This window comes from Nocardia sp. NPDC003726 (assembly GCF_053586955.1).
On sequence record NZ_JBSFNF010000006.1, the window covers coordinates 108,045 to 128,326 of the forward strand.

The following is a 20,282-nucleotide window of genomic DNA, read 5'->3' on the forward strand; positions in this document are numbered from 1 at the left end:
GATGCTAGCTACCGCCCGGTGTGACGCCGACTGCCCCCGACGAGCGCAGCGTATGAACGTCCCACAGCCAGACGTCCTCCACCCGCGTCGGCGTGAATCCGAGCAGCTGGGTCACGGTTTCCCGCAAAACATCCCCGTTCTTCGCCGCGGGCAGCACCAGGGCGTCGGCTTGCCAGAACCGCAGATCCTCCAGCGCCCGGGCGCGCACGCCCGCGTCGATCGGCGGTACCACCCCGGTGTCCTGGGCTTGGACCAGCAGCGCGGTGGTCGGGCGGGCCTCCGGGCCGTAGATCCCCTTCTTGGTCGCGCCGGTCGGGCCGACGAAATAGCCACCCGCCAAGGGGAAGGTGAAACCGGCGTCGGCCTGCCAGCGCAGCGCTCGCGCGTCGGGCGGACGCGGTGGGGGCACCATGACCACCGAGCCGTCGCCGACGTAGCGGCGGACGGCGCCGTCGGCGAAGAAATCCGGTGTGGGGGGTCGCTCGACCACCGGCAGGATGGTCGGAATCAGCGGCAGCAGCGCGCAGGTCACCGCGGTGAACCAGCCCAGCGGCTTCCAGTCCGCCGCCGATCGCGTCCAGGTGCCCACCGCGCGGTCGGTGCCCAGCGCGAGCACCACCGCGATGGCCGGGACAGCGGCCATGCTCAGCCTGCTCTCCAGCACCGTGTTCAACAGCGGGACATGTTCGGCCCAGCGCCACGGCAGCTGCACGCCGGTCGGCCGTCTACCGATGGTCGCGACGGCACCCAGCGAGAGCAGACCGAACACCGCGATCACCACGCCCGCGGCCCGCACCACGCGGTCGCGCCACAGCAGTCCCACCGTGAACACGACCAGAAGCAGCAGCGGCCAGCCGAAGTACGCGTTCTGCTCGGTCGGGTTGATCGCCACGTTCGCGCCGGGAGCGAACACGCCGCCCAGCGATTCGGACGGAAACTGCACCAGCGCCGCGAGATCGTTGCCCATCGGGCCGTGGTCGATCGAGCGATAGCTCTGCGGGCCGAAGAACTGCCACCACAGCGGAATCTCGGCCAGCGCCAGCGTGACCACCGCGGCCAGCACGAGGGTGGGAGCGATCGTGCGCGTCACGCGCAGCCCGGTGCGCGGAGTATGCAGGTAGTAGACGATCGCGAACAGGCCGAACGCGAGGGCGAAGATCAACAGCGGTTCCTCGCCGAGAGCGATCTGCGTCGCGACCAGAAGACCGAGCACGACGGCGTCCCGAACCCGTCCGCGCGGCCGTGCCGGTTCCGCCGTGGCCGCCCGCCGCGCCATCCGGATCAGCCTGCCCGCGATGATCGGAAGCAACAACAGCACCACGAAGTTCGGATGCGCGTTGGCGTGCGAGATCATCGCGGGCGCGAAACCGCAGAACAGCCCGCCGATCACCGCCGCGGTCCTGGACCGGACCAGTTCGCGGGCGAACAAGCGATACCAGGCGAACGCCGTCCCGGCCAGGCCGAGGGTGAGCACGAGCACGAACGTGACGGTCGGCCCGAAGAGCAAGGTGACCGGCGTCAGCGGCACGCCGACGCCGAACATGGCCGTGTTGGCCATCATGTTCACACCGGCCGGGAAATTCTGCAGATCGGTGCCGAGCGGGTTGTGCGCAGTGGCCACCGAGTGCGCGGTGACCGCGAAGAACCACTCCCACATCGTCTGGTCCTGACCGCTCTTGATCAGGTACCCGCTGGCGGTATTACGCCATTGGCCCGAGAGCACGGTCGCGGCCAGCGCCAGGTAACCGGCGCCGACAGCGAAGTCCGCGACCCGCGTCGCGGTCGGCCGCCGGGTACGCGCCGGACGGGTGAGCACTCCGGCCGCTGTCGCCCGCTTCGCCGCGACCGCGACCGTCGCCGATTCCGCCGGTAGGCCGGTCTCGGCGTCCTGTGCCTGTGTCACCCGGGCATCACTCCTCGACAGCGCCCTCCGTAGCAACCACGCTGTGCGTGGACCGACAAACGAAAGGGGTAACCACTGCGCGCGAGTTCAACCGCGGCGATTTCAGCGGTGGACGGTGACCAGCGTGAACGGTCCGATATCCGTGCTGGTGAAGCGCGGGTCGGCGAACAGCTCCTTGGGGAAGCTCACCGAGTAACGCGCCACGTTCGGGTCGTTCGGGTAGACGTCCTTGGCCAGCCGCAACGTGTAGGAGTCGCCGCTGCGCCGGAACAGGAACGCGTCGGGCGCTCGCCACGGGCTCGCGGCCAGCGCGTCGAGCAATTCCTGCGGCGTCTTCAGCTGGCTCCAGCGCTCGATGGTCGCCGCCCGGCCCGCGAAGTCCGCGAGCGGGTTGGCGTAATGCGAGGTGAGCGCCTGGAAGCCCAAGTAGGGATAGAAAGAAAGGAAGCTGGTGTCGGCGGTGAGTACCACGGTGTCCGCGCGCGGGCGTCCGGTCTGCGCGGTGAGCGCCCGATCCACCTCGGCATACCGCGACACGGCCGAGGGGTCGCGCTGGTCGGCGCGCTTCCCGTCGCCGTCGGTGTCCGTGTACGCGGTGGTGATCTCCGGCGTCAGCACGTGCGGAATGTCCTGCGCGAACGCCAGCGCGCCGATCGTCGCTACCGCGATCGCCACCAGCCGGAACCGCGCGGGCTCGTTCAACGCCTGGTAGATCGCCCGCGCGCCCTCCACGAACCCGAACGCGCCCGCGACCGACAGCAGCACCAGCAGCACCGGCTCCAGGCGGAACGACAGCAACGTGGTGCCCGCGGCGGTCGCGGCCATCGACAGCAGCGTCCACAGGTAGATCGCCGCCACCCCGATGCCGAGCGCCTGCGCCCTGCGCGACGACGCGCCGCGCAGCACCAGCCAGATCGTGCCGAGCAGGCACAGCGCCCCGAGCAGGGAGAACTGGAACATCGGCAGGGGCAGTTCCGCGCCCGCTTCCGGCAGGTAGTGCTGGGCGGTCCCGGAACTCGCCGTCGCGCCGCGCAGCGCCTTCGCCAAGTACGGCGCCCACACCAGCAGCGCGACCAGTCCCGCGAGCACCGCGATCACCACGAGCCGCACCAACGGCGGCAGGGCCGCGCGCCAGACGGGAAGGGTCGAGTCCGTCGCGGGGCGGGCACGGCGCGGACGGTCGGCGGCGCGCTGTGCCCGCACCGCGAGGAAGGCCGCCACCAGCCCCATCAGCGCCACCGCGAAGGCAGCCACGAGGAAGTAGAGGGTGTAGAAGGTGGCCGCCCAGCCGAGGAACAGCCCGGTGCCGACGACCGCGCCCCAACCGCCGGCCGTGCGCTCGGCGTCCTCCGACGAGCGCACCGCCGGCCGGTGCAGCGCCCCCCACGCGAGCACCAGCGCGGGCGGCAGCAGCAGCACGATGACAGCGCTGTAGGCCTCGGGTGCGGCGTAGGCCAGGGTGACCGCCGTGCTCGCCGCCGCGACGCCCACCGCCCAGTCCGCGCGGATCAGCTTCGACCACAACACCAGCGCGACCACGGCGGCCACGGCGAGGAAGGTGATCGCGTACGGCTTGAACACTTCCCAGCCGTCCATCCCGAGCAGATTCGCCACCCGCCCGCCGATCCAGAACCAGCCCGCGGGGTAGAACGACGGCAGATCCGCGTACGTCATGTCGCGCAGCGCGGCGGAATCGGTGAGCCGGGTGAGGAACTCGGTGCGGAACTCCTGATCCACCGAGACGCCGAACAGATACAGCTTCGTCGCCGCAAGCGGCATGCCGAGCGTGAATGTGACGAACGTCGAAAGTCCGGCCCAGGAAAGCACTTTCGCGATCGAAGGCCACTTGCGCAGCCGCAGCAGCGCGATCGCGACCGCGAGCACGACCGCCGCGCCGACCTGTCCGACCGTGGTCAGCGCCCGAGTCACGTTCGACGAGTTGAAGGCGGGCCACTGCACCAGCGAGAAAGCGACCAGCCCGACGACGGCCACCACGGCGGCGACCACCGCCGCGAGCGCGGCCTCGCCGACGCCGGAGGCGATCTGCCGCGCCACGAGCGACCCGCGCCCCGGCGCCGGAGCCGGATCGACCGGACGCGGCGGCGCTTCGTCCGCGGCGGTCACCGTGCTCAACGGACCGCTCCGCGCTCGTCGCACTGGATTACTCGCATGGCGCCTCCCGGTTCACAGGGTCACTCCGTCAGACGATAGGTGCCCGCGCGATCACCGATCACGCGGGCACTTCGTCCGAAGGTCGCCGATCAGATCGGCAGTCTGCGGAAGATCGAGCGCGGGATGTGCCGCAGCACCATCATCACGTAGCGGAAGGTTCCCGGCGCCCAGACCAGTTCCTTCCCCCGCTGCGACGCCGCGACCGCCAGCGCCGCCACGTCTTCCTTGTCGACGGTGAGCGGAGCCTCCTTGACGTGCGCGGAGAACTTGGTGCGCACCATGCCGGGCCGGATCACCAGCACGCGCGGGCCGTGCGGCCGCAGCGCTTCGCCGAGGCCGAGGTAGAAGCCGTCCAGCCCGGCCTTGGTCGATCCGTACACGAAGTTCGAGCGGCGCACCCGCTCACCGGCGACGGAGGACATGGCGATGATCCGCCCGAAGCCCTGCGCCTTCATCTTCTCGCCGACCAGCACGCCGACGGAGACCGCGGCGGTGTAGTTGATCTGCGCGACCCGCACGGCCTTGGCCTGGTTCTGCCACAGCTCTTCGGGATCGCCGTCGAGGGCGAAGGCGACGATCGCGACGTCCACATCGCCTGCGTCCCACGCCGCGTCGATCACCTTGGCGTGGCTTTCGGTGTCGAGCGCGTCGAAGTCGATGACGTCGACCTGGCTCGCGCCGGCGGCCTTCATCTGGGAGACCGCGCCCTCCCGCAGCGGATCACCGGGCAGCGCCGCGAGGGTGATGCGCGCGGGCCCCTTCTTCAGGTACTCCGCGCAGATTGCCAAGCCGATCTCCGAGGTGCCACCCAGCAGCAGAATCGACTGCGGGTTGCCAACGGCATTGATCACTGCAGCTCCAGCCTTCTCGCCATATCGGACATGAAAACGCCTGTGGGATCGACGCTACGGCGGATTTTGATCCACTCGTCGATCCGGGGATACATCTTGTGGAAGGTCTCGGCGGTGGTCCGCGAGTCCTTCGCGGTGTACAGCCGCCCGCCGAATTCCAGCACCCGCCGGTCCAGCTCGCCGACCAGCTCGTTGAGACCGGGCTTGATCGGGAAGTCGACGCAGATGTTCCAGCCCGGCATCGGGAAGCTCAGCGGCGCCTGGTTGCCGGGGCCGAACAGCTTGAACACGTTCAGCGCCGAGTAGTGCCCGGACGCCTGGATGTCGATGATGATCCGCTTGAACTCCTCGACCGCCTCGGTCGGCACCACGAACTGGTACTGGAGGAAGCCGTTGGAGCCGTAGCCGCGGTTCCACTCCGCGATCATGTCCAGCGGGTGATAGAACTGCGTCAGGTTCTGCACCTTGCCGGTGTAGTTGCCGCCCATCCGGTAGTAGGCCTCGCCGATGGACATCAGCGTCAGCTTGTTCATCGTCCAGTTCGGGAAGATGTCCGGGACGGTCATCAGCTGCGGCGCGTCGAACTTCAGCGGCTTGCTGCGCAGCCGCTTGGGCAGCTCGTCGACCTTCGCCAGCCTGCCCCGGGTGATGGTGGCCCTGCCCAGCTTGGGCAGCGGGCTGATCACGTCGAACCAGGCGCTCGAGTAGGTGTAGTTCGCCTCGCTGCCGTCGCTGTGCGCGGCGATGGTCTCGTCGAGGGTCGTGGTCTTCACGCCGTCGTTGAGGAAGTAGGCCGTCTCCGTCGGCACCATCTCGATGGTCGCGCGCAGAATGATGCCGGTGAGCCCGTTGCCGCCGACGGTCGCCCAGAACAGCTTGGCGTTGCGCTTCGGCGTGATGTGCTGCACCTGCCCGTCGGCGGTGAGCAGATCGATCGAGCGCACGTGGTTGCCGAAGCTGCCCTCGCTGTGATGGTTCTTGCCGTGGATGTCGGAGGCGATCGCGCCGCCGATGGTGACCTGGCGGGTGCCGGGCAGCACCGGGACCCAGAGGCCGAACGGCAGCGCGGCCTTCATGAGCTGATCCAGGCTGACGCCGCCGTCCACGTCCACGATGCGGGTGTCGCGATCGATCCGGTGGATGTTGTGCAGCGCGGTCATGTCGACGACCAAGCCGCCCGCGTTCTGCGCGTGATCGCCGTAGGAGCGGCCGAGGCCGCGGGCGATCACGCCGCGCCGCAGGTGGGCGGGCTTGCTGTCGTTGTCCTCGGCGACCATGGCGACTGCCTTGGCGATCAGTTCGGGATCGCTGGTCGAGAGCACTTCGGAGGAGGTGGGTGCGGTGCGACCCCACCCGGTCAACGTACGGGTGCGCGTCGGAAGCGTGAACGCGGTGCCCGCGGCCGGGCCGTCGTTCGCGACGCCGGCGCCTTCGTCGTTCCCGGTTGTCTTGGTGGCGGTCGGAGCTTTCGTGGACATCGGCATAGAGGCTACAGGTATGACGCCAGATGGGAGCGGGGTCGCTCTACCCATGGGTAGTGACGTACGTGTCGGTTCAGCACCGGATCCCGGTGATGCCGCGTTCGACGCTACGCTCGTCGGCGTGCAAGCCGAACCACACCTGCCGCTTCCGGCCGAGTTGCCCCTGGTCGACGAGCCGGGCGGCACCGAGGTCGACCTCAAGACGCAGATCATCCGGTTCACCCTCACCGGCGGGTTCTCGGCCGTCGTCGACTACGGGCTCTACAGCCTGCTGCTCAACCTGGTCGGCCTGCCGGTCGGGGTCGCCAAGTCGATCGGCTTCGTGGCGGGCACCACAACGGCCTACCTGATCAATCGCCGCTGGACCTTCCAGGCCCCGCCGAGCCGCGCCCGCTTCCTCGCGGTGGTGGCGCTGTACGCGGTGACCTTCGCGGTGCAGGTCGGCATCAACAACCTGCTGTACTTCGCCCTGGCCGACGAGTGGTGGCGTCAGCCGCTGGCCTTCATCGTCGCCCAGGGCACCGCGACCGTCATCAACTTCATCGTCCAGCGCTTGGTGATCTTCAAGCTCCGCTGAGCGGTGCCGGGCTAATCACTTGTCGCGGCGTGCTCGGCCAGGAAGTTCCCGACCAGACGATTGACCTCGTCGGGGACCTCGGCGGCCGCGAGGTGTGCGGCCCCGTCGATGACCACGAGTTCAGAGCCCGGAACGGCTTCCGCCATGGCCCGGAGCTCGGGCACGGGGAAGGTGCGGTCCTCGCGACCCCCGACGATCAGCGTGGGACAGGTGATCGAGGCGAAGAGGTCTCGTTGGTCCGGCCGATCGATCACCACGGATCGCACGGCGTGCACGATCGACTCCGGATCATTGCCCCGGGCGATGTCGACGACCTGCCGGACGACCTGCGGGCGGGTGCTTTCGGTGGTCGGTCCGAGAAAAGCCCGCACCACCGATTTGGTGAGTGGCGGGCGAATCCCGCCCAGCATCCGGATCACCATCAGCAGCGTCCGGTACTGCAATTGCTGGGCGAGCGGAGCCGAGGATGCCGTGCCATTCATCAGCACGGCGGATTCGACGCGATCGGGGAATTCGGCCGCGAGGGTGCCGCCGATCATGGCGCCCCACGAGTTCCCGAGGAAATGCGTTCGCCGCAGCCCGAGGTGATCGAGGATGTCGACCACGCAGCCCGCGCACTCCTGGAAAGTGAAGCGCCGCTCGAGGCGGCTCGACCTGCCGTGACCGGGCGGGTCCACCGCGATGGTCAGGTAGTTCCCCGCGAAGTGGTCGACCTGGGCGTCCCAGAGCGCGGCGTCCAGCAGGAGGCTCGGCCACATCACGATCGGATCGCCGCTTCCGGCAGTGACGACATGCAGCAGCCCGAGCCGGGTCTGTACGTGGGTATGCGTCCGCTTCATCACTGTGCTTCCTCGCGAGTGGGCCCGCGCCGCACGAGCCTCGACCATGGCTGAGCAACACACCGGCGCGACGGGCTGTGATCGGTACGATCGGGATCACGTTAGGACGCGGACCGATGCGCGCTCGACCTGATACGCGCACGGGTCTGACGGAAACGCGCACGCCGATCGGGAGGTTGCCGGTGTCGATCGCCGAGCCGTACCTGGTGGAACGGGTCGATACCGCCGCCGTCGCGGCCCGCGAATCGGCCGACTTCTGGGCCGAGCATGTTTGTCGTAACCAGGGCACGTTGGAATGCCGTTTCGACAGCCGGTCACCGTTCGCCGGAGCCACGGCCGTACAGCGATACGCGGGCTATCAGCTGATCGACTTCTGGTCGGACCGCGTCGTCTACGCCAGGACGCGCGCCGACATCCGGCACGACGGCGACGACAGCCTGCGGGTGATGATCCCGGTATCCGGCGCGTTGCGCATCCGGCAGGACGACACCACCGCCGAAGTGCTGCCGGGGCACGGCGCGGTGGTCACCAAGACGCGTCCCGTGGATTTCGGCCAACCCGCCGCTGCGCGCGGATGGGTGATGAACGTCCCCGCGGGCGCCCTGCCGCTCCAACTCGGCGAGGGACCCGCGCTGATCGACCTGCGGGAGGGACTCGGCTCGGTCCTCGTCGGCATGATCACCGAACTCGGCAAGCAGCGTGATGCCGTCGACGGACCCGAATTCGCCTCCGCGTGCGACACGATCGTCGATCTGCTCCGTCTCCGCATGCGCCGCCACGCCGCGCCGCCGACGGTGCTGGCGACGGTGGACGCCGCCGTCCGCGCCCACGTCCTCCGGCACGCCGACGATCCCGACCTGACCCCCACCGAGATCGCCCGCACCCTCGGCTGGTCCCTGCGCCAAGTCCAGTTGGCCTTGCACCACACCGGTACCACGCCAAGCGAACTGATCCGCGGCGCCCGCCTCGACCGCGCCCACCGCCGCCTCCGCGAATCCCCCTCCCGAACCATCGCCGAAATCGCCTACGCCAGCGGCTTCCGCTCCCTCAGCACCTTCGGCTCCGCCTTCAAAGCGCGATTCGGCGTGACCCCGCAAGACGTCCGACCACGCTGACGTCCGAACATCGAGATCTTTCGAACTGGCAACCGACTGGTTCATCGCAACGATCTCGTCAGCCGAGGCGGGTGGAGCGCGACGCCTCGATTGACAGTCGTTTTCAGCCGCCCTAGCATCCCAGCCCGGGAGTACCAGGAGGGGAGTAATCACTGTGCCGCACGCGATGAGTACACGATCGTCTATTACAAGACTGTGCAGGGCAACAGCTCTGGCGTTCTCCGACCGCCGGTCGTGGCTGGGTCCGCATTCGTGGACCGGCTGAATCGCGCTGTCCGGCTGCTCTATCGACACGGCATCCTGACCCAGTTGGGCAAGATCGCACTCCTGCTCTGCACGGCGGTCGCGGTGCTCACCCTCTCGACGTGGATCGGTAATCCGTACCAGGACGCGGTTGAGCCGCCTGAGGCGGCGGCCTCGTCGTGGCACCCGCCTCCGCGCCCTACCGGACCGCCGGAACCTTCGCTTCCCTCAGGATTCCCGTCGATGGAGTTCCCGCCGCCGTTGGTGAAGGTGGGCAATGGACAGCTTCAGCCGGTCCCCACTCGATACGGTCTCACTTACACCGTTCCGTCGGACGGCTGGTCTCCGTCGAACGATGCGATCATGGCGTGGAACGACGAAATCGATCACACGACTATCGCCTCCTACGAAGCGGTCAGTCGCTATGGGATCGGCTACTGCCGCCAGACCGAGGGATCGGTCCTGGCGAGTGTCGGTGTCGACGGCCGCAACGGAATCGACATCGACACCGCGGCACGCGATGAAGTCGATAAGGCGAGTCGAATCTTCGGGGACAGGAAGACGAATCACATGCCCGCCGTGCAGCTGCGTGGTCCGATCACCTTCGAGATATCGGGCCGACCTGCATCGCGCTACACCGCTGTGGTCACCGATATTCCGAAAAAATCCTCGTGTGATCCGGTAACGGCGGAATTCGATATCGTTGCGACTGCGGCATATGCCTCGGCTGAAGTGGCAATATTCATGATCCAGCACTATACGAACTCGGCGGAGTCGCTGTCTCGCGACGAGGTCGAAAAGATAATACAGTCGATCGGCAAGACAAATACAAAGTGAGGATGTAGGGCTTTGGGTGAGAATTTGCTGGCGGTACCGGGTGAGATCGCGGGTTTCGGCAGACTTGTCTCCGAGATCGGCGCCGATGCTGCGAAGGCTGCTGAATTCGCCGGCAAACAATGCATGCCCGCCGATTGGCTGCAAGGGCCGATCATCGATCAGTTGGTGGCGCCGGTCAAGGACGCGGCCGCGGCAACGCAGCAGCGCATGGCCTCCATTGCTACCACTACATCATCCACCGGTACCGAGCTCAACAAAGCGGCATGGATGTATCACGACCGGGACCAAAAGAACTATACGGCGTTGAATCAGAACACCTTCAACGGCCCGGTAGCACCGGGTGCCCCCGTCGGTGCCGACATCGAGGTTCAAGGAACCACGGCGGCATACGTTGCTTCGGCTGACTATTCGAAGGCGAAATCCTTCGAACTACAGGAACCGCAGTCGAACAAGGAAGATACTGTCGCCCTTATCGGCGAGGTGGCTCCGATCCTCGGTGAGGTGAACGAGTCGATCAAAAGCATCACCCGCACGGCTGGAAATGAAATCGACCCCCTCGGCAAGTGCTTGGAGCCGATTCCCGGTAACTGGAGCGAGGTTCGGCGGATCGGCGAGGCATACAAGGCAGCCGGAAATGGAATGGAGGCCTGCGGAGATAATCTGGAAGCGGGCCTGAAGAAAGTCGATCCGCACTGGAATGGCAAGGCCGCGCTGTCCTTCAATGATTGGGCGAACCGGCAGATTTCCGCGATGAAATGGGAAGGCCCGGTGGGCCGGATCATCAGTGATGTGCTCGGAGTGGTCGCCGACGAGATCCGGCAAGCCGTCAAAACTATCCTGACGAAGCTGTGGGACATCCTCAACGACCAGATCAAGTTCACAAGTATCGAAGGAATCTTCAAGACTATCGCCAGAAAAATACCGGTCGTAGGGCAGGTCTATGAGATCGTTAATTTGGGTATCAAGATATTCGATATCGTGAAGAAAGCGATAGATCTGGTAGTCGAGATTCAGAAGCTGGTCGATCAGGTCAAGAAGCTACTCGAGTACATAAAAGATCCGATCGGTAAATTGAAGGAAGGCGCCGAACAGAAATTGAAGGAGACTATCGCGCCGTTCACCGAGAAGCTGGAGAAGGCCTCCAAGGCCACCGCCGTGGCCACCGATATATCGAAGATAGCTCAGGTCAACTCCACCTTGGACCGCCCCAAGGAATCCTATGAGGTCGGATCGGGCGGGCAGCCTTGGGAGGACGCATGACATCGCGGTGGGGAAGCATGCGCGAGCCGAACCTGGACCCAGCTGTCGAAGCTCTGGTCCGCAGCGTCATGGGTGCAGTGGAGGAACTGCGGACCGCGCGTATCCAATTGGAAAACCTCGACGTACAGGCACTGCTGCATGAAGTCACCGAGGTGACCGAGGAATTCATGTCGAACCTCGCGGCCGCTCCAGGGGCATCCGACGCGTTACTGGCATACGCCGAACGCGTCCGTGCGGGCGAGTGCCGATGGTCTGACATAGAACAACTCGCGAGGCCGGTACCGCCGGAGGTCACGGAGCTCAAGAACTCTCCCCAGTTCGAGTGGAAGTGGGACCCTGAACCACCGCCGCCACCGACTACCCCGCCGCCGCTGCGACGCACCTCTGCACGTGACAACGTGGTCGGCCCCAGTGACTGGCCCGACGACTTCGACGACTACCCCTCCGGGAAGTCATGGTTGGTTTGATACCGAAAGGGGATGCGCCGAATGAAGCGAGTTCTGACCACGGGTTTCGCGCTCATTGCCATGGTCACATCGCTTGCCGCCTGTTCCGCCGACAATTCGGATGACACCACGACGAGCCGGCTGCCATCGACTTCGGTCCACCCGACCCCGTCGATGGCCGCCTCTGTACCCCCGGCGCCAGCGCAACCGGACTCGAAGAAGCTGGTGCGGTTCGATCCTTGTTTCGAAGTGAGCGACGATCTCGTCGCCGAGGCCGGGTTCGATCCGGCTACGCGCCAGCGTTCATCTGGAGAGATCGTCACCGATCTCCTGACGGCTGTTGGATGCTCCTTCCGTCGCATCGCCGTCATCGACGGCCAGAAGACCATCACGGGAAATGTCACAGTGCATTCCACGAACTCACCCTTGGATCAGATCAAGAGCACAGATAAGTACGCCGTTTTCAATACCGACGCTGTCAACGGACGAGCGGCTGCTCTGTACACAGTGGCCGCGCTTCCCGGTAGCTGCTATGCGGCAATCAGCAGCGCCGACGGAACTCTAGAAGTCTCGCTGACCGCGATCCCGGGCGCTGCTCCGGTTCCGGCCGCGTGTGATCAAATTCGCGAAGTCGCAACAATTTTCGCAACAGCGCTCGGCGGCAAGTAGGACGTACGCCGATGGGCAACTCAGCTTTCACGAACGGCAGAGCGATCCGGCGGCGGGTGGGCGTCATGCGGCTGACTGAACTGGCCGCGTCGTCGTTTGTGGCAGAGGAGGACGGCGACTCGATCGGCCGCCGCACCGCGGGATTCGGGTCAGGGCAGTGATCTCGACAGGCTCGTCAGAACGAGCAGTCGGTGGGACGGCCCGCCCAGCCACCCTTCAAGAATTCGATGACGGCGCAGAACAGGTCCTCCGACCAGGAACCAACGGGAGCCGCGGCCGGCGTCGCGGCGACGGGCGTGGAGACAGGTTCCGCTGCGGCCGAACCCACCGGAGCGACGAGTCCCGCGATCACGGCGGTAACGGCGACGAGCTTCTTCATCACGTGTCCTCTTCTGTGGCTGTGGATGGCGGCTCGTATCGCCGCATACCTGACCGATCGGTAGCACCACGCACCCCGTTACGAACCTCATTGCCCCCCACCACCTTCCACCCTGCCGCATCGCCGGACGAATCAATGCGAGTGGCACACGGCTGCGGCGTCTTTCGAGAAGAGGTCTCCATGGTGTGCCACTCGTGGGCAGGCGCGAGCCTGGGCCGCCGCCCAACCGCTGATCACGTGGAGGGGGATCACTCCTTGCGCGTCCAAGCGAGCGTGATCCGAATTTTACGCAGGCGCCAGCCCGCGGGTGTGCGGACGGTGGTGGCGGTCAGGCGCAGGCCGCTTGTCAGGTGCGGTGGTTGCCCGTCGCGGTAGTAGTAGACCAGCGAGTTCGCCGAGGAGGCGGCTCGGTCGCCGTCGAGCGTCACCAGGAGATCAGTGGTCGTGTGCTGGGTGTGTTCGCCCTCGACCTCGGCCTGTCGCATGTACTCGACGACCTTGTCGATGCCGCGGACTCGGATACGCGGCGAGTCGACCTCCACATCGTCGGTGTAGATGGCGGCGGCGTCCGCATAGCGTCCCTCGTCGAGCAGGCGTGCGAAGCGGGTGAACAGGTCGGCGATCTCGATACGGTCGGCGATCGCGGTATCCGTGGACATGACGGTCCTTTCGTTGGCTCTGCCAATGTTGGCCCGGCCAACTATATGCCAAATGGTTGGCTGTGCCAACGATGTATGGTTGCTGTCGTGGAGAACACACCCGCACGCCTGACCGCGAAGCCGAGTTGGCTGCTCACCCAGTTGGCCGTACACGCCCACCGGTTGGCGTCCGACAGCTTCGCCGAGGCCGGCGCGCGTGGGTATCACTTCCGCATCCTCGCCGCGCTGGAGGAGTTCGGGGCGGCCAGCCAGGCCGACCTCGGTCGCCGGTGCAACATGGACCGAAGCGATGTGGTGGCGGCGATCAACGAACTCGCCGGGCCGGGTTTCGTCGAGCGGACGCCGGATCCGGACGACCGAAGGCGCAATATCGTGACCCTCACCGAGGCGGGCGAGCGGCAACTGCGGCGCATCGACCGAGCGCTCGACAAGGCGCAGGACGACCTACTCGGACCGCTCTCGGCCGAGGACAGGGCAGACCTGACCCGGCTGCTCGCTCGCTTGCTCGCGCACCATCAGCGGGGATGAGCGCCCGTCCGCGGCAGGGTTTCAGGAACCGCTGATCGCCGTGTCGGCCAGCTCGCTCTTCTCCGCCTTGGCTCCGAAGTAGTCGCCGCCCTTGGCGCGGACATTGTCGGTGCCCCATTCGCGTTGTTCGCGCGCGGCGGGGATCAGGTGTGGAATGTGCTTGCGGCAGTGGATGTACGCCTCTTCCACCTCGACCACCACCCAGTGTTCGGCGACGCGGCCCTTGTGATTGACGGGCAGGTCGGGCACGGTGGCGCGAAGCGCGTGGTCGGGCACCATGTGGGCCGAGCCGTTGATGTGCAGTCCGATGAGGTCGCGTACGAAATCGACGAGCAGGATCCCGACGTGCGGGTTTTCCAGGATATTGCCGAGGCTGGCCATGACGCCGTTGCCACGATATTCCGGATAGGCGATGGTGCGGTCGTCTATCACATGAAGAAAACCGGCTGGTCCGGCTCGGAAACTGGCGTCGCATTCGCCACGTTTGTCCGCCGTGGCGATGAACGCCATATCCATCCGGCCGAGGAAGTCGATCATCGCCGGATTGAGTCGATCGAGCACTTGGTCGTCGTAGAAGCGCTCCGCTCGATCCTGTGTTCCGTACCGTTCCTGCAGCTCACGCTCGCCATCGCTGCCGTTGTGTCCACCGGGCATCGCCGCCCCCTCTGGTCGCCGAAATGCGGATTCCACCAGGCTCGACGTTGAACCGCGGTCGTATCGAGATCGCGTTCAGTTTAGATGAGAACCGCCCGGCAAAACGTCGAAATCCCCGTCGAGGATGCCTCGGATTCGGCTGTGGCGCAAGTATTTCTCGCGGTTAGCTAAAAGCCGACCGGCCGGAATAATATCCGGCCGGTCGGGATTTGCGGGATCTGTTCGTCCGGGCTCAGGCCGGAGTCAGCGTCACCGGAACACCGTTGAACACGGCGTTGCCGGAGGGGACATCGACCACCGAATCGTCGGTGAGCACATTGGCATTGACGCCCGCGTGCGTGCGCGCCACGGTCTGCGCGCTGTCGCCGTGACCCCACCCGTGCGGCAGGCTCACCACGCCGGGCATGATGGCCTCGGTCGGCTCCAGCGGAACCGTCAGCGTTCCCGCGGCCGATTTCACCACCGCGTGATCGCCGAGCCCGAGCCGCGCCACATCGGCCGGATTGATGTGCAGCGTGCACCGATTCGACCCGCTCACCAGCGTCGCGATGTTGTGCATCCAGCTGTTGTTCGAGCGCAGCTGCCGCCGGCCGATCAGCACGATCTCCGGCGCCGCGTCGGACAGCCGCGCTCGCATCCGCTCCACGTCGTCCAGCAGCGGCTGCGGGGCGAGGTCGACCCGTCCGCTCGCGGTGCGCAGCACGCCAGGCAGCCGCGGCTGCAACGGGCCGAGATCTATGCCGTGCGGGTTGTCCAGAAGCACTTGCAAATTGAGCGTGCCGCCGTTCCATTCGCCGTACGGCCCGAGGCGCAGCATCAGATCGATCCGCTGCTCGGTGCTGTTCTCGCCGATAAGATCGCCGCGCCGCTCGGGGATCCCGGCCTTGTGCAGCATGCCCGCGATGACGAGCTCGTCCACGGCGGTGAGCGGGTCGATCCCGTCGGAGCCGTCGTGCGGCCTGCCGGTCAGCGCGGCGGCGAGACGAGCGAGGACGGCGGGCTCGGAGGGCCGGTCACCCAGCGGCACCAGTGGACGCGAGTAGCGCGTGTAGTTGCGCACGGCGAATTGCAGCAGCGCGAAATCGTAGTGCGGGGACTGGGTGGGACGCGGCGGAGGCAGGATCACGTCGGCGTGCTTGGTGGTCTCGTTCACGTACCTGTCCACGCTGACCATGAAGTCGAGCTGGGCGAACGCTTCGTCCAGCCGTGCGCCGCTCGGCGCGGACAGCACCGGATTGCCCGCGACCGTCACCAGGGCGCGGATCTGCCCTTCGCCCGGCGTGGTGATCTCGTCGGCGAGCGTCGCGACGGGCAGCTCGCCCATCGCCTCGGGCAGCCCGCGCACCCGGCTGGCCCAGCGTCCGGGGCGGAACGGCCTGGTGCGGGAGATCCCGCCGGCCGCGGCGGTGGCGAACATCGCGCCGCCGGGGGAGTCGAGGTTGCCGGTCAGCGCGTTGATCGCGTCGACGAGCCACTGCGTAATCGTGCCGAATTCGGCGGTGCAGGTGCCGATCCGGGCGTACACCGCGGCGGTCGGCGCCGCCGCGAGTTCGCGGGCGAGCCGCACGATCGTCGACGCGGGTACGCCGGTGCGCGTGGCAACGGTATCCGGATCGAACGCGGCGGCGGCCGTGCGCAATTCGTCCAGGCCGGTGACCTCGACGCGCAGATCGGTCAACTGCTCGGCGAAGAGCGTGTGCACGATGCCGAACAGCAGATACGCATCGCTGCCCGGCCGGATGAACAGGTGCTCGTCGGCGAGTTTCGCCGTGCGGGTCACTCGCGGATCCACCACGACGAAGCGGCCGCCCCGGCCGCGCAGCGCCTTCAGCCTGCCAGGGAAATCCGGTGCGGTGCACAGCGAGCCGTTGGATTCCAGCGGATTGGCCCCCAGCATCAGCAGGTAATCGGTGCGGTCGAGGTCGGGCACCGGCACGGTGAGCGGATCGCCGAACATCAGCCCACTGGCCACCTGCTTGGGCATCTGGTCGGCGGTGCTCGCGGAGTAGATGTTCTTGGTGCCCAGCGCGCGCAGCAGCGCGGGCACGTACAGCGTGCCGGCCACGGTGTGCGCATTGGGGTTGCCCAGGTAGGCCGCGGCCGACTGGGCGCCGTGCTCGGCGACGACGGCGGGGAAACGCTCGGCGATGTAATCGAAGGCTTCGTCCCAGGTCGCGGCGCGCCAGGCGCCGGTAGCGCGATCACGGATCAGCGGCTCGGTCACCCGGTCCTGGTCCTCGTCGAGATGGCCGAAGCTGGCTCCCTTGGGGCAGATGAAGCCCTTGCTGAAGGGATCGCTGCGGTCGCCGCGCACCGAGGTCACGTGGTCGTCCGGGTCGAGGGTGATTTCCAGGCCGCAGACCGCCTCACAGAGCGGGCAGGTCCGCAGCAGATTGCGCGATTGCGTGATCGGGGCCATACCCCATCTTGGCGTCCGGCGGCGAAACTGAAAAGAGAACGCTTGATATCGGCAACGCCGAACGACCGGTACCCGGCGGCGCTCCGGGGTGGGGATCCGGAGCGCCGGGACGGATACCGGTCGCAAACAGGCCGGGTAGCGCGGCCCCGGCCCGCGATCAGCAGGTGAACTCGATCAGGGGCGCGTTGCTCAGCAGGCGATGGTCAGCTTGGCGCGGCGCGAGCTGGTGGCGGCGCGCACGGCGGCGGCGATCGCGACGACCGGAGGCATCCAGCGGGCCTCGGCGGGAGCGACGCCCCAGCAGGCCGAACCGGCCGACAGGTGGGTGGGCGGCAGCGGGATGCCCGCGCCGTCGGTGTACACGGTGGCGCCGGCCTCGCGCAGCGCCTCGAGCGCCATCGCGGCCTTGCGTACACCGGTGACCAGGTGGATCTCGCGCCGCTCCGTGCCAGGGAACTCGATCACCGCGCCGGACAGGTTGTTCGCCCGCAGGAAGCGGCGGACCTCGCCGGCCAGTTCGCCGGTGACCTCGATGCCGGACACGTTGTCGTCGGTGATCAGGTTCAGACCGTTGGCCGTTTCGGCGACCGTCCACCCGCGCTGGTTGTAGTCCTGCGCAGCGGCGGTCAGCTCGGCCGCCGTGACGGAAGTCGGAAACGTGGTGCGCACTGTCTTCTCCATTCCCCGGTAGATCTCTGGGTCCTGCATTCATGGGTCGTATCGGCGGGGGACGCCGTCGGCGTTACGGGTTCTCCGAAAGAATTTCCGGAGTGTCGCCTACGTCTCATTTCCGAGAGGTTCGTCCGTGTTCCTCCGGGCATCCCGAGGTGGCTCGCCAGGCTTGCCACGCAGCTACTTTCGGTCGTGGAGCTGGCCGCTCGCTGCGCCGGAGCTGTGAGGTCGCTGTGGACGGGGCGCGCTGGGTGTTGCGGGTGCGAAAACATACCGGCGGTGTGCGTTTCCGGCTGGATGCGTCCCGCCCTGGGCAGGAAGGATTCTGGGCATGAACATCGGACCTGGTGCGGGCAGCCGGCGTATCCGCCGAGAACGGATGCTCGCCGCAGCGGGATTCGGCACGAGCATGTGGCCTGGTGCAGGCTCGTGTGACGCAGGCAGGAGAGCCCGGCATGAGTGACGAACCCAACGAAACCGAAGCCCCCGAGGACGTCGGCGAGTACCAGGCCGAGTCGCGCTGGCTCACCTGGAAAGAATCGATGGCCGCGCGCGTCTCCGGCCCCGCTCCCGAGGAAGAGCAACCCGCCGAGCCGTTCGGCAGCCCGCGCGCGTTCGCGCAGTGGAGCGCCGCGGCCGCGCGCGCCCTGATCGACGTGCAGTTCCACCGCCCGGCCACCCGCACCCTCCTGCCGCTGGCCTACATCCTGGGGCTGGTGTTCGCCTTCGCGGTGCCCATCACGCTGACGGTCTCGGCATGGCGGGTGTCGGCGCTGCTGGGCGTGCTCGCCGCGGTGCTGGGCGTACCGCTCGGCCTGACCATCGCCGCCGCCGTCCGCCTGATGCTCGAGTTCCTGGTGAACGCCTCCCGTCTGGCGACGCGGGTGGAGCACATCAGCGAACTGGCCGACGACTTGTTCCAGGCGCTGTCGGACGTCGCCGAGCCGGTCAACCAGCTGTCCGAAGACGTACGGGCCGTGCAGTTCTGGCGCTTCCGCAAGCGGAACCAGCGCAGGTAGAGCGAAAATCGCGGCGGGCGGAAGTGGTTTGACTCGCAGGAGTCATCGGCCTGGCTGAGACACGCGCCGTGACCGCTGCGAGTTTCACTGTGAACAATGCTGTTCGGATACCCGGCATCCACCTCGGGTGTCCGAGGGCGTGCCGCGCCGCCGACCGAGCAGGGTTCACGGCGCGGCGGTATACGGCGAGCAGGGGGGAAGCATGGCTTTACCGCAGGGAACGACCGGATCGACCATGCCGCGACGGCAACTCGGCAGGCACCTGCGTGATCTGCGCAACCGGGCCGGGATGACCACGCGGGTGGCCGCGCAGCAGCTGGAGTGGTCGGAGGCGAAGATCTGGCGGATCGAGACCGGTCAGACCTCGCTGCGCGGTCTCGATGTCGAGGCGATGTGCAAGGTCTACGGCGCGCCGCCCGACCTGCTCGAACCGCTGCGTGCGCTGGCACGCGACACCAAGGCCAAGGGCTGGTGGACGGCCTACGGCGACGTCATCCCCGAGGGCTTCGACGTCTACATCGGGCTGGAAGAAGCGGCCACCCGGGTGTCCACCTATGAGAACGAACTCGTCCCCGGCCTCCTGCAAACCGAAGGTTACACCCGCGCGGTGTGCGCGGCGGCGCATCCGGAGCTGTCCGCCGACGAGATCGATCGCAGGGTGCGCTTACGTCAGGCCAGGCAGGCGCTGGTCACCCGTGCCGACGCTCCGCTGCGGCTGGACGCGCTGATCGACGAGGCGGTGCTGCGGCGGCGCATCGGCGACCCGGCGGTGACCGCCGGGCAACTCGACCACCTGCTCCACATGGCGCAGTTGCCGAACGTTCGGCTCCGGGTGGTGCCCGCGGATTGCGGCTATCACGACGGCATGGCGTCGGGCCGGTTCGTGCTGCTGGAGTTCGCCGAGACGGGTTCCGACGCGCGGCCGGAACCGCCGGTGGTCTACCTGGAGATGTTCACCGGGCCGGTCTACCTGGACAAAGGGCAGGAGATCGCCCGTTTCCGAGCGGCTTTCGCGAGCGTCGAGGCGGCGGCGGTCGACGCGCGCGAACGCATCGAGGACGCGCGGAAGGCGCTCTGACCGGCCACCGCATCCACGCTGGTCAGCACTTCGGCGGCCCCGGCAGAGCCCAGGTGTCGCTCAGGACCGCACGGTGCGTGGGCAGGGCCTGCTCGTAGACCTCGCGGCCCTTCTCGGTGAGGCAGACGAACACGGCGCGGCGGTCTTGCTCGCACATGGTGCGCCGGACCAGACCGTCGCGCTCCAGGCGCGCCACGGCCCGCGACAGCGCGCTCTGGCTGAGATAGATGTCGTTGGCGAGGTCGCTCATCCGGTAGTCGCCGCAGTTGGCGTCGACCAGCCGGTCCAGCGTCTCGAATTCGCTGAGCCCGATGTGGTGACCGTTCTGCAGCGCCTTCTCGAGCGCACAACTCACCGCGGCGTGCCGGTCGAGCAGCTCGCGCCACTCTCCAACCAGCCCGGCCTGCGCGGGAGCGCGCTGGGCTGTGCTCACGGTGGTCGGCTTCGACATGGCCCCATCTTAGTGGGCCCAGCATGTCCA

Annotated in this window: 20 protein-coding genes; 9 read left to right on the forward strand and 11 right to left on the reverse strand. The window is 67.2% G+C overall.

Annotation, left to right across the window (positions count from 1 at the left end; genetic code table 11):
- Positions 1 to 4: 4 nt before the first annotated feature.
- The 4 genes from ACWDMM_RS10460 to ACWDMM_RS10475 all read right to left on the reverse strand — a co-directional run bounded on the left by ACWDMM_RS10460 (position 5) and on the right by ACWDMM_RS10475 (position 6,410).
- Entirely contained in the window at positions 5 to 1,903 is a 1,899-nt protein-coding gene (locus tag ACWDMM_RS10460) for a glycosyl transferase (protein WP_323124454.1), read from the reverse strand.
- Positions 1,904 to 2,005: 102 nt separating this feature from the next.
- Positions 2,006 to 3,958 carry a galactan 5-O-arabinofuranosyltransferase gene (locus ACWDMM_RS10465; protein WP_195079892.1) on the reverse strand — a complete coding sequence of 651 codons (1,953 nt, stop codon included), beginning with the start codon at positions 3,956 to 3,958 and terminating at the stop codon, positions 2,006 to 2,008.
- 206 nt (positions 3,959 to 4,164) lie between these two features.
- On the reverse strand, positions 4,165 to 4,926 hold the full coding sequence (locus ACWDMM_RS10470; RefSeq protein ID WP_195079704.1) for a decaprenylphospho-beta-D-erythro-pentofuranosid-2-ulose 2-reductase: 762 nt from the start codon (positions 4,924 to 4,926) through the stop codon (positions 4,165 to 4,167).
- Entirely contained in the window at positions 4,923 to 6,410 is a 1,488-nt protein-coding gene (locus ACWDMM_RS10475; RefSeq protein WP_449937021.1) for an FAD-binding protein, read from the reverse strand. The genes ACWDMM_RS10470 and ACWDMM_RS10475 overlap by 4 nt, the downstream gene beginning before the upstream one ends.
- A 118-nt stretch (positions 6,411 to 6,528) precedes the next feature.
- Here ACWDMM_RS10475 and ACWDMM_RS10480 point away from each other — a divergent pair, with 118 nt between their 5' ends.
- A complete protein-coding gene (locus tag ACWDMM_RS10480; RefSeq protein WP_244891846.1) occupies positions 6,529 to 6,984 on the forward strand; it encodes a GtrA family protein in 456 nt (151 codons plus the stop codon).
- Positions 6,985 to 6,995: 11 nt separating this feature from the next.
- Here ACWDMM_RS10480 and ACWDMM_RS10485 read toward each other — a convergent pair whose 3' ends face one another.
- The gene (locus ACWDMM_RS10485; protein ID WP_195079705.1) at positions 6,996 to 7,823 is read right to left on the reverse strand and encodes an alpha/beta fold hydrolase; all 828 of its coding nucleotides are present in this window, start codon (positions 7,821 to 7,823) and stop codon (positions 6,996 to 6,998) included.
- 182 nt (positions 7,824 to 8,005) lie between these two features.
- Here ACWDMM_RS10485 and ACWDMM_RS10490 point away from each other — a divergent pair, with 182 nt between their 5' ends.
- The 5 genes from ACWDMM_RS10490 (at position 8,006) to ACWDMM_RS10510 (ending at position 12,393) form a co-directional block, all read left to right on the forward strand.
- The gene (locus tag ACWDMM_RS10490; protein ID WP_195079706.1) at positions 8,006 to 8,938 is read left to right on the forward strand and encodes an AraC family transcriptional regulator; all 933 of its coding nucleotides are present in this window, start codon (positions 8,006 to 8,008) and stop codon (positions 8,936 to 8,938) included.
- 252 nt (positions 8,939 to 9,190) lie between these two features.
- Complete coding sequence (locus ACWDMM_RS10495; protein ID WP_195079707.1) at positions 9,191 to 10,018, forward strand: hypothetical protein; 828 nt, start codon at positions 9,191 to 9,193, stop codon at positions 10,016 to 10,018.
- A 12-nt stretch (positions 10,019 to 10,030) separates the two neighbouring features.
- Positions 10,031 to 11,278, forward strand: coding sequence for a type VII secretion target (locus ACWDMM_RS10500; protein WP_195079708.1), 1,248 nt, complete (start codon positions 10,031 to 10,033; stop codon positions 11,276 to 11,278).
- Between the two features lie 17 nt (positions 11,279 to 11,295).
- Positions 11,296 to 11,745, forward strand: coding sequence for a hypothetical protein (locus ACWDMM_RS10505; RefSeq protein ID WP_323124456.1), 450 nt, complete (start codon positions 11,296 to 11,298; stop codon positions 11,743 to 11,745).
- Positions 11,746 to 11,766: 21 nt separating this feature from the next.
- On the forward strand, positions 11,767 to 12,393 hold the full coding sequence (locus ACWDMM_RS10510) for a DUF3558 domain-containing protein (protein WP_195079710.1): 627 nt from the start codon (positions 11,767 to 11,769) through the stop codon (positions 12,391 to 12,393).
- A 175-nt stretch (positions 12,394 to 12,568) separates the two neighbouring features.
- Here the strand turns inward: ACWDMM_RS10510 and ACWDMM_RS10515 are convergent, their stop codons facing one another.
- Positions 12,569 to 12,772, reverse strand: coding sequence for a hypothetical protein (locus ACWDMM_RS10515; RefSeq protein WP_195079711.1), 204 nt, complete (start codon positions 12,770 to 12,772; stop codon positions 12,569 to 12,571).
- A 248-nt stretch (positions 12,773 to 13,020) separates the two neighbouring features.
- Positions 13,021 to 13,431 carry a nuclear transport factor 2 family protein gene (locus ACWDMM_RS10520; RefSeq protein WP_195079712.1) on the reverse strand — a complete coding sequence of 137 codons (411 nt, stop codon included), beginning with the start codon at positions 13,429 to 13,431 and terminating at the stop codon, positions 13,021 to 13,023.
- 87 nt (positions 13,432 to 13,518) lie between these two features.
- Here ACWDMM_RS10520 and ACWDMM_RS10525 point away from each other — a divergent pair, with 87 nt between their 5' ends.
- Positions 13,519 to 13,959, forward strand: a complete 441-nt coding sequence (locus ACWDMM_RS10525) for a MarR family winged helix-turn-helix transcriptional regulator (RefSeq protein WP_357207071.1) — start codon at positions 13,519 to 13,521, stop codon at positions 13,957 to 13,959.
- 21 nt (positions 13,960 to 13,980) lie between these two features.
- Here ACWDMM_RS10525 and ACWDMM_RS10530 read toward each other — a convergent pair whose 3' ends face one another.
- From ACWDMM_RS10530 to ACWDMM_RS10540, 3 genes are all read right to left on the reverse strand, one after another.
- Entirely contained in the window at positions 13,981 to 14,613 is a 633-nt protein-coding gene (locus ACWDMM_RS10530; protein ID WP_449937030.1) for a pyridoxamine 5'-phosphate oxidase family protein, read from the reverse strand.
- Between the two features lie 232 nt (positions 14,614 to 14,845).
- The gene (locus tag ACWDMM_RS10535; RefSeq protein ID WP_449937032.1) at positions 14,846 to 17,032 is read right to left on the reverse strand and encodes a molybdopterin-dependent oxidoreductase; all 2,187 of its coding nucleotides are present in this window, start codon (positions 17,030 to 17,032) and stop codon (positions 14,846 to 14,848) included.
- Positions 17,033 to 17,221: 189 nt separating this feature from the next.
- Entirely contained in the window at positions 17,222 to 17,740 is a 519-nt protein-coding gene (locus tag ACWDMM_RS10540; protein WP_323124457.1) for a hypothetical protein, read from the reverse strand.
- Between the two features lie 419 nt (positions 17,741 to 18,159).
- Between ACWDMM_RS10540 and ACWDMM_RS10545 the strand changes: the two genes are divergently transcribed.
- Entirely contained in the window at positions 18,160 to 18,723 is a 564-nt protein-coding gene (locus tag ACWDMM_RS10545; RefSeq protein ID WP_195079716.1) for a DUF4282 domain-containing protein, read from the forward strand.
- A gap of 202 nt (positions 18,724 to 18,925) precedes the next feature.
- Positions 18,926 to 19,801 carry a helix-turn-helix domain-containing protein gene (locus ACWDMM_RS10550; RefSeq protein WP_449937037.1) on the forward strand — a complete coding sequence of 292 codons (876 nt, stop codon included), beginning with the start codon at positions 18,926 to 18,928 and terminating at the stop codon, positions 19,799 to 19,801.
- Positions 19,802 to 19,823: 22 nt separating this feature from the next.
- Here ACWDMM_RS10550 and ACWDMM_RS10555 read toward each other — a convergent pair whose 3' ends face one another.
- Positions 19,824 to 20,252, reverse strand: coding sequence for a MarR family winged helix-turn-helix transcriptional regulator (locus tag ACWDMM_RS10555; RefSeq protein WP_357207065.1), 429 nt, complete (start codon positions 20,250 to 20,252; stop codon positions 19,824 to 19,826).
- Positions 20,253 to 20,282 lie beyond the last annotated feature (30 nt).

Excerpts from the sequence above, each read along its gene's own strand:
- ACWDMM_RS10550 (WP_449937037.1), top strand. The coding sequence starts at position 18,926 with ATGGCTTTACCGCAGGGAACGACCGGATCGACCATGCCGCGACGGCAA.
- ACWDMM_RS10505 (WP_323124456.1), top strand. The coding sequence starts at position 11,296 with ATGCGCGAGCCGAACCTGGACCCAGCTGTCGAAGCTCTGGTCCGCAGC.
- ACWDMM_RS10545 (WP_195079716.1), top strand. The coding sequence starts at position 18,160 with ATGAGTGACGAACCCAACGAAACCGAAGCCCCCGAGGACGTCGGCGAG.
- ACWDMM_RS10520 (WP_195079712.1), bottom strand. The coding sequence starts at position 13,431 with ATGTCCACGGATACCGCGATCGCCGACCGTATCGAGATCGCCGACCTG.
- ACWDMM_RS10485 (WP_195079705.1), bottom strand. The coding sequence starts at position 7,823 with ATGAAGCGGACGCATACCCACGTACAGACCCGGCTCGGGCTGCTGCAT.
- ACWDMM_RS10475 (WP_449937021.1), bottom strand. The coding sequence starts at position 6,410 with ATGCCGATGTCCACGAAAGCTCCGACCGCCACCAAGACAACCGGGAAC.
- ACWDMM_RS10535 (WP_449937032.1), bottom strand. The coding sequence starts at position 17,032 with ATGGCCCCGATCACGCAATCGCGCAATCTGCTGCGGACCTGCCCGCTC.
- ACWDMM_RS10515 (WP_195079711.1), bottom strand. The coding sequence starts at position 12,772 with ATGAAGAAGCTCGTCGCCGTTACCGCCGTGATCGCGGGACTCGTCGCT.
- ACWDMM_RS10510 (WP_195079710.1), top strand. The coding sequence starts at position 11,767 with ATGAAGCGAGTTCTGACCACGGGTTTCGCGCTCATTGCCATGGTCACA.
- ACWDMM_RS10530 (WP_449937030.1), bottom strand. The coding sequence starts at position 14,613 with ATGCCCGGTGGACACAACGGCAGCGATGGCGAGCGTGAGCTGCAGGAA.
- ACWDMM_RS10540 (WP_323124457.1), bottom strand. The coding sequence starts at position 17,740 with ATGCAGGACCCAGAGATCTACCGGGGAATGGAGAAGACAGTGCGCACC.
- ACWDMM_RS10555 (WP_357207065.1), bottom strand. The coding sequence starts at position 20,252 with ATGTCGAAGCCGACCACCGTGAGCACAGCCCAGCGCGCTCCCGCGCAG.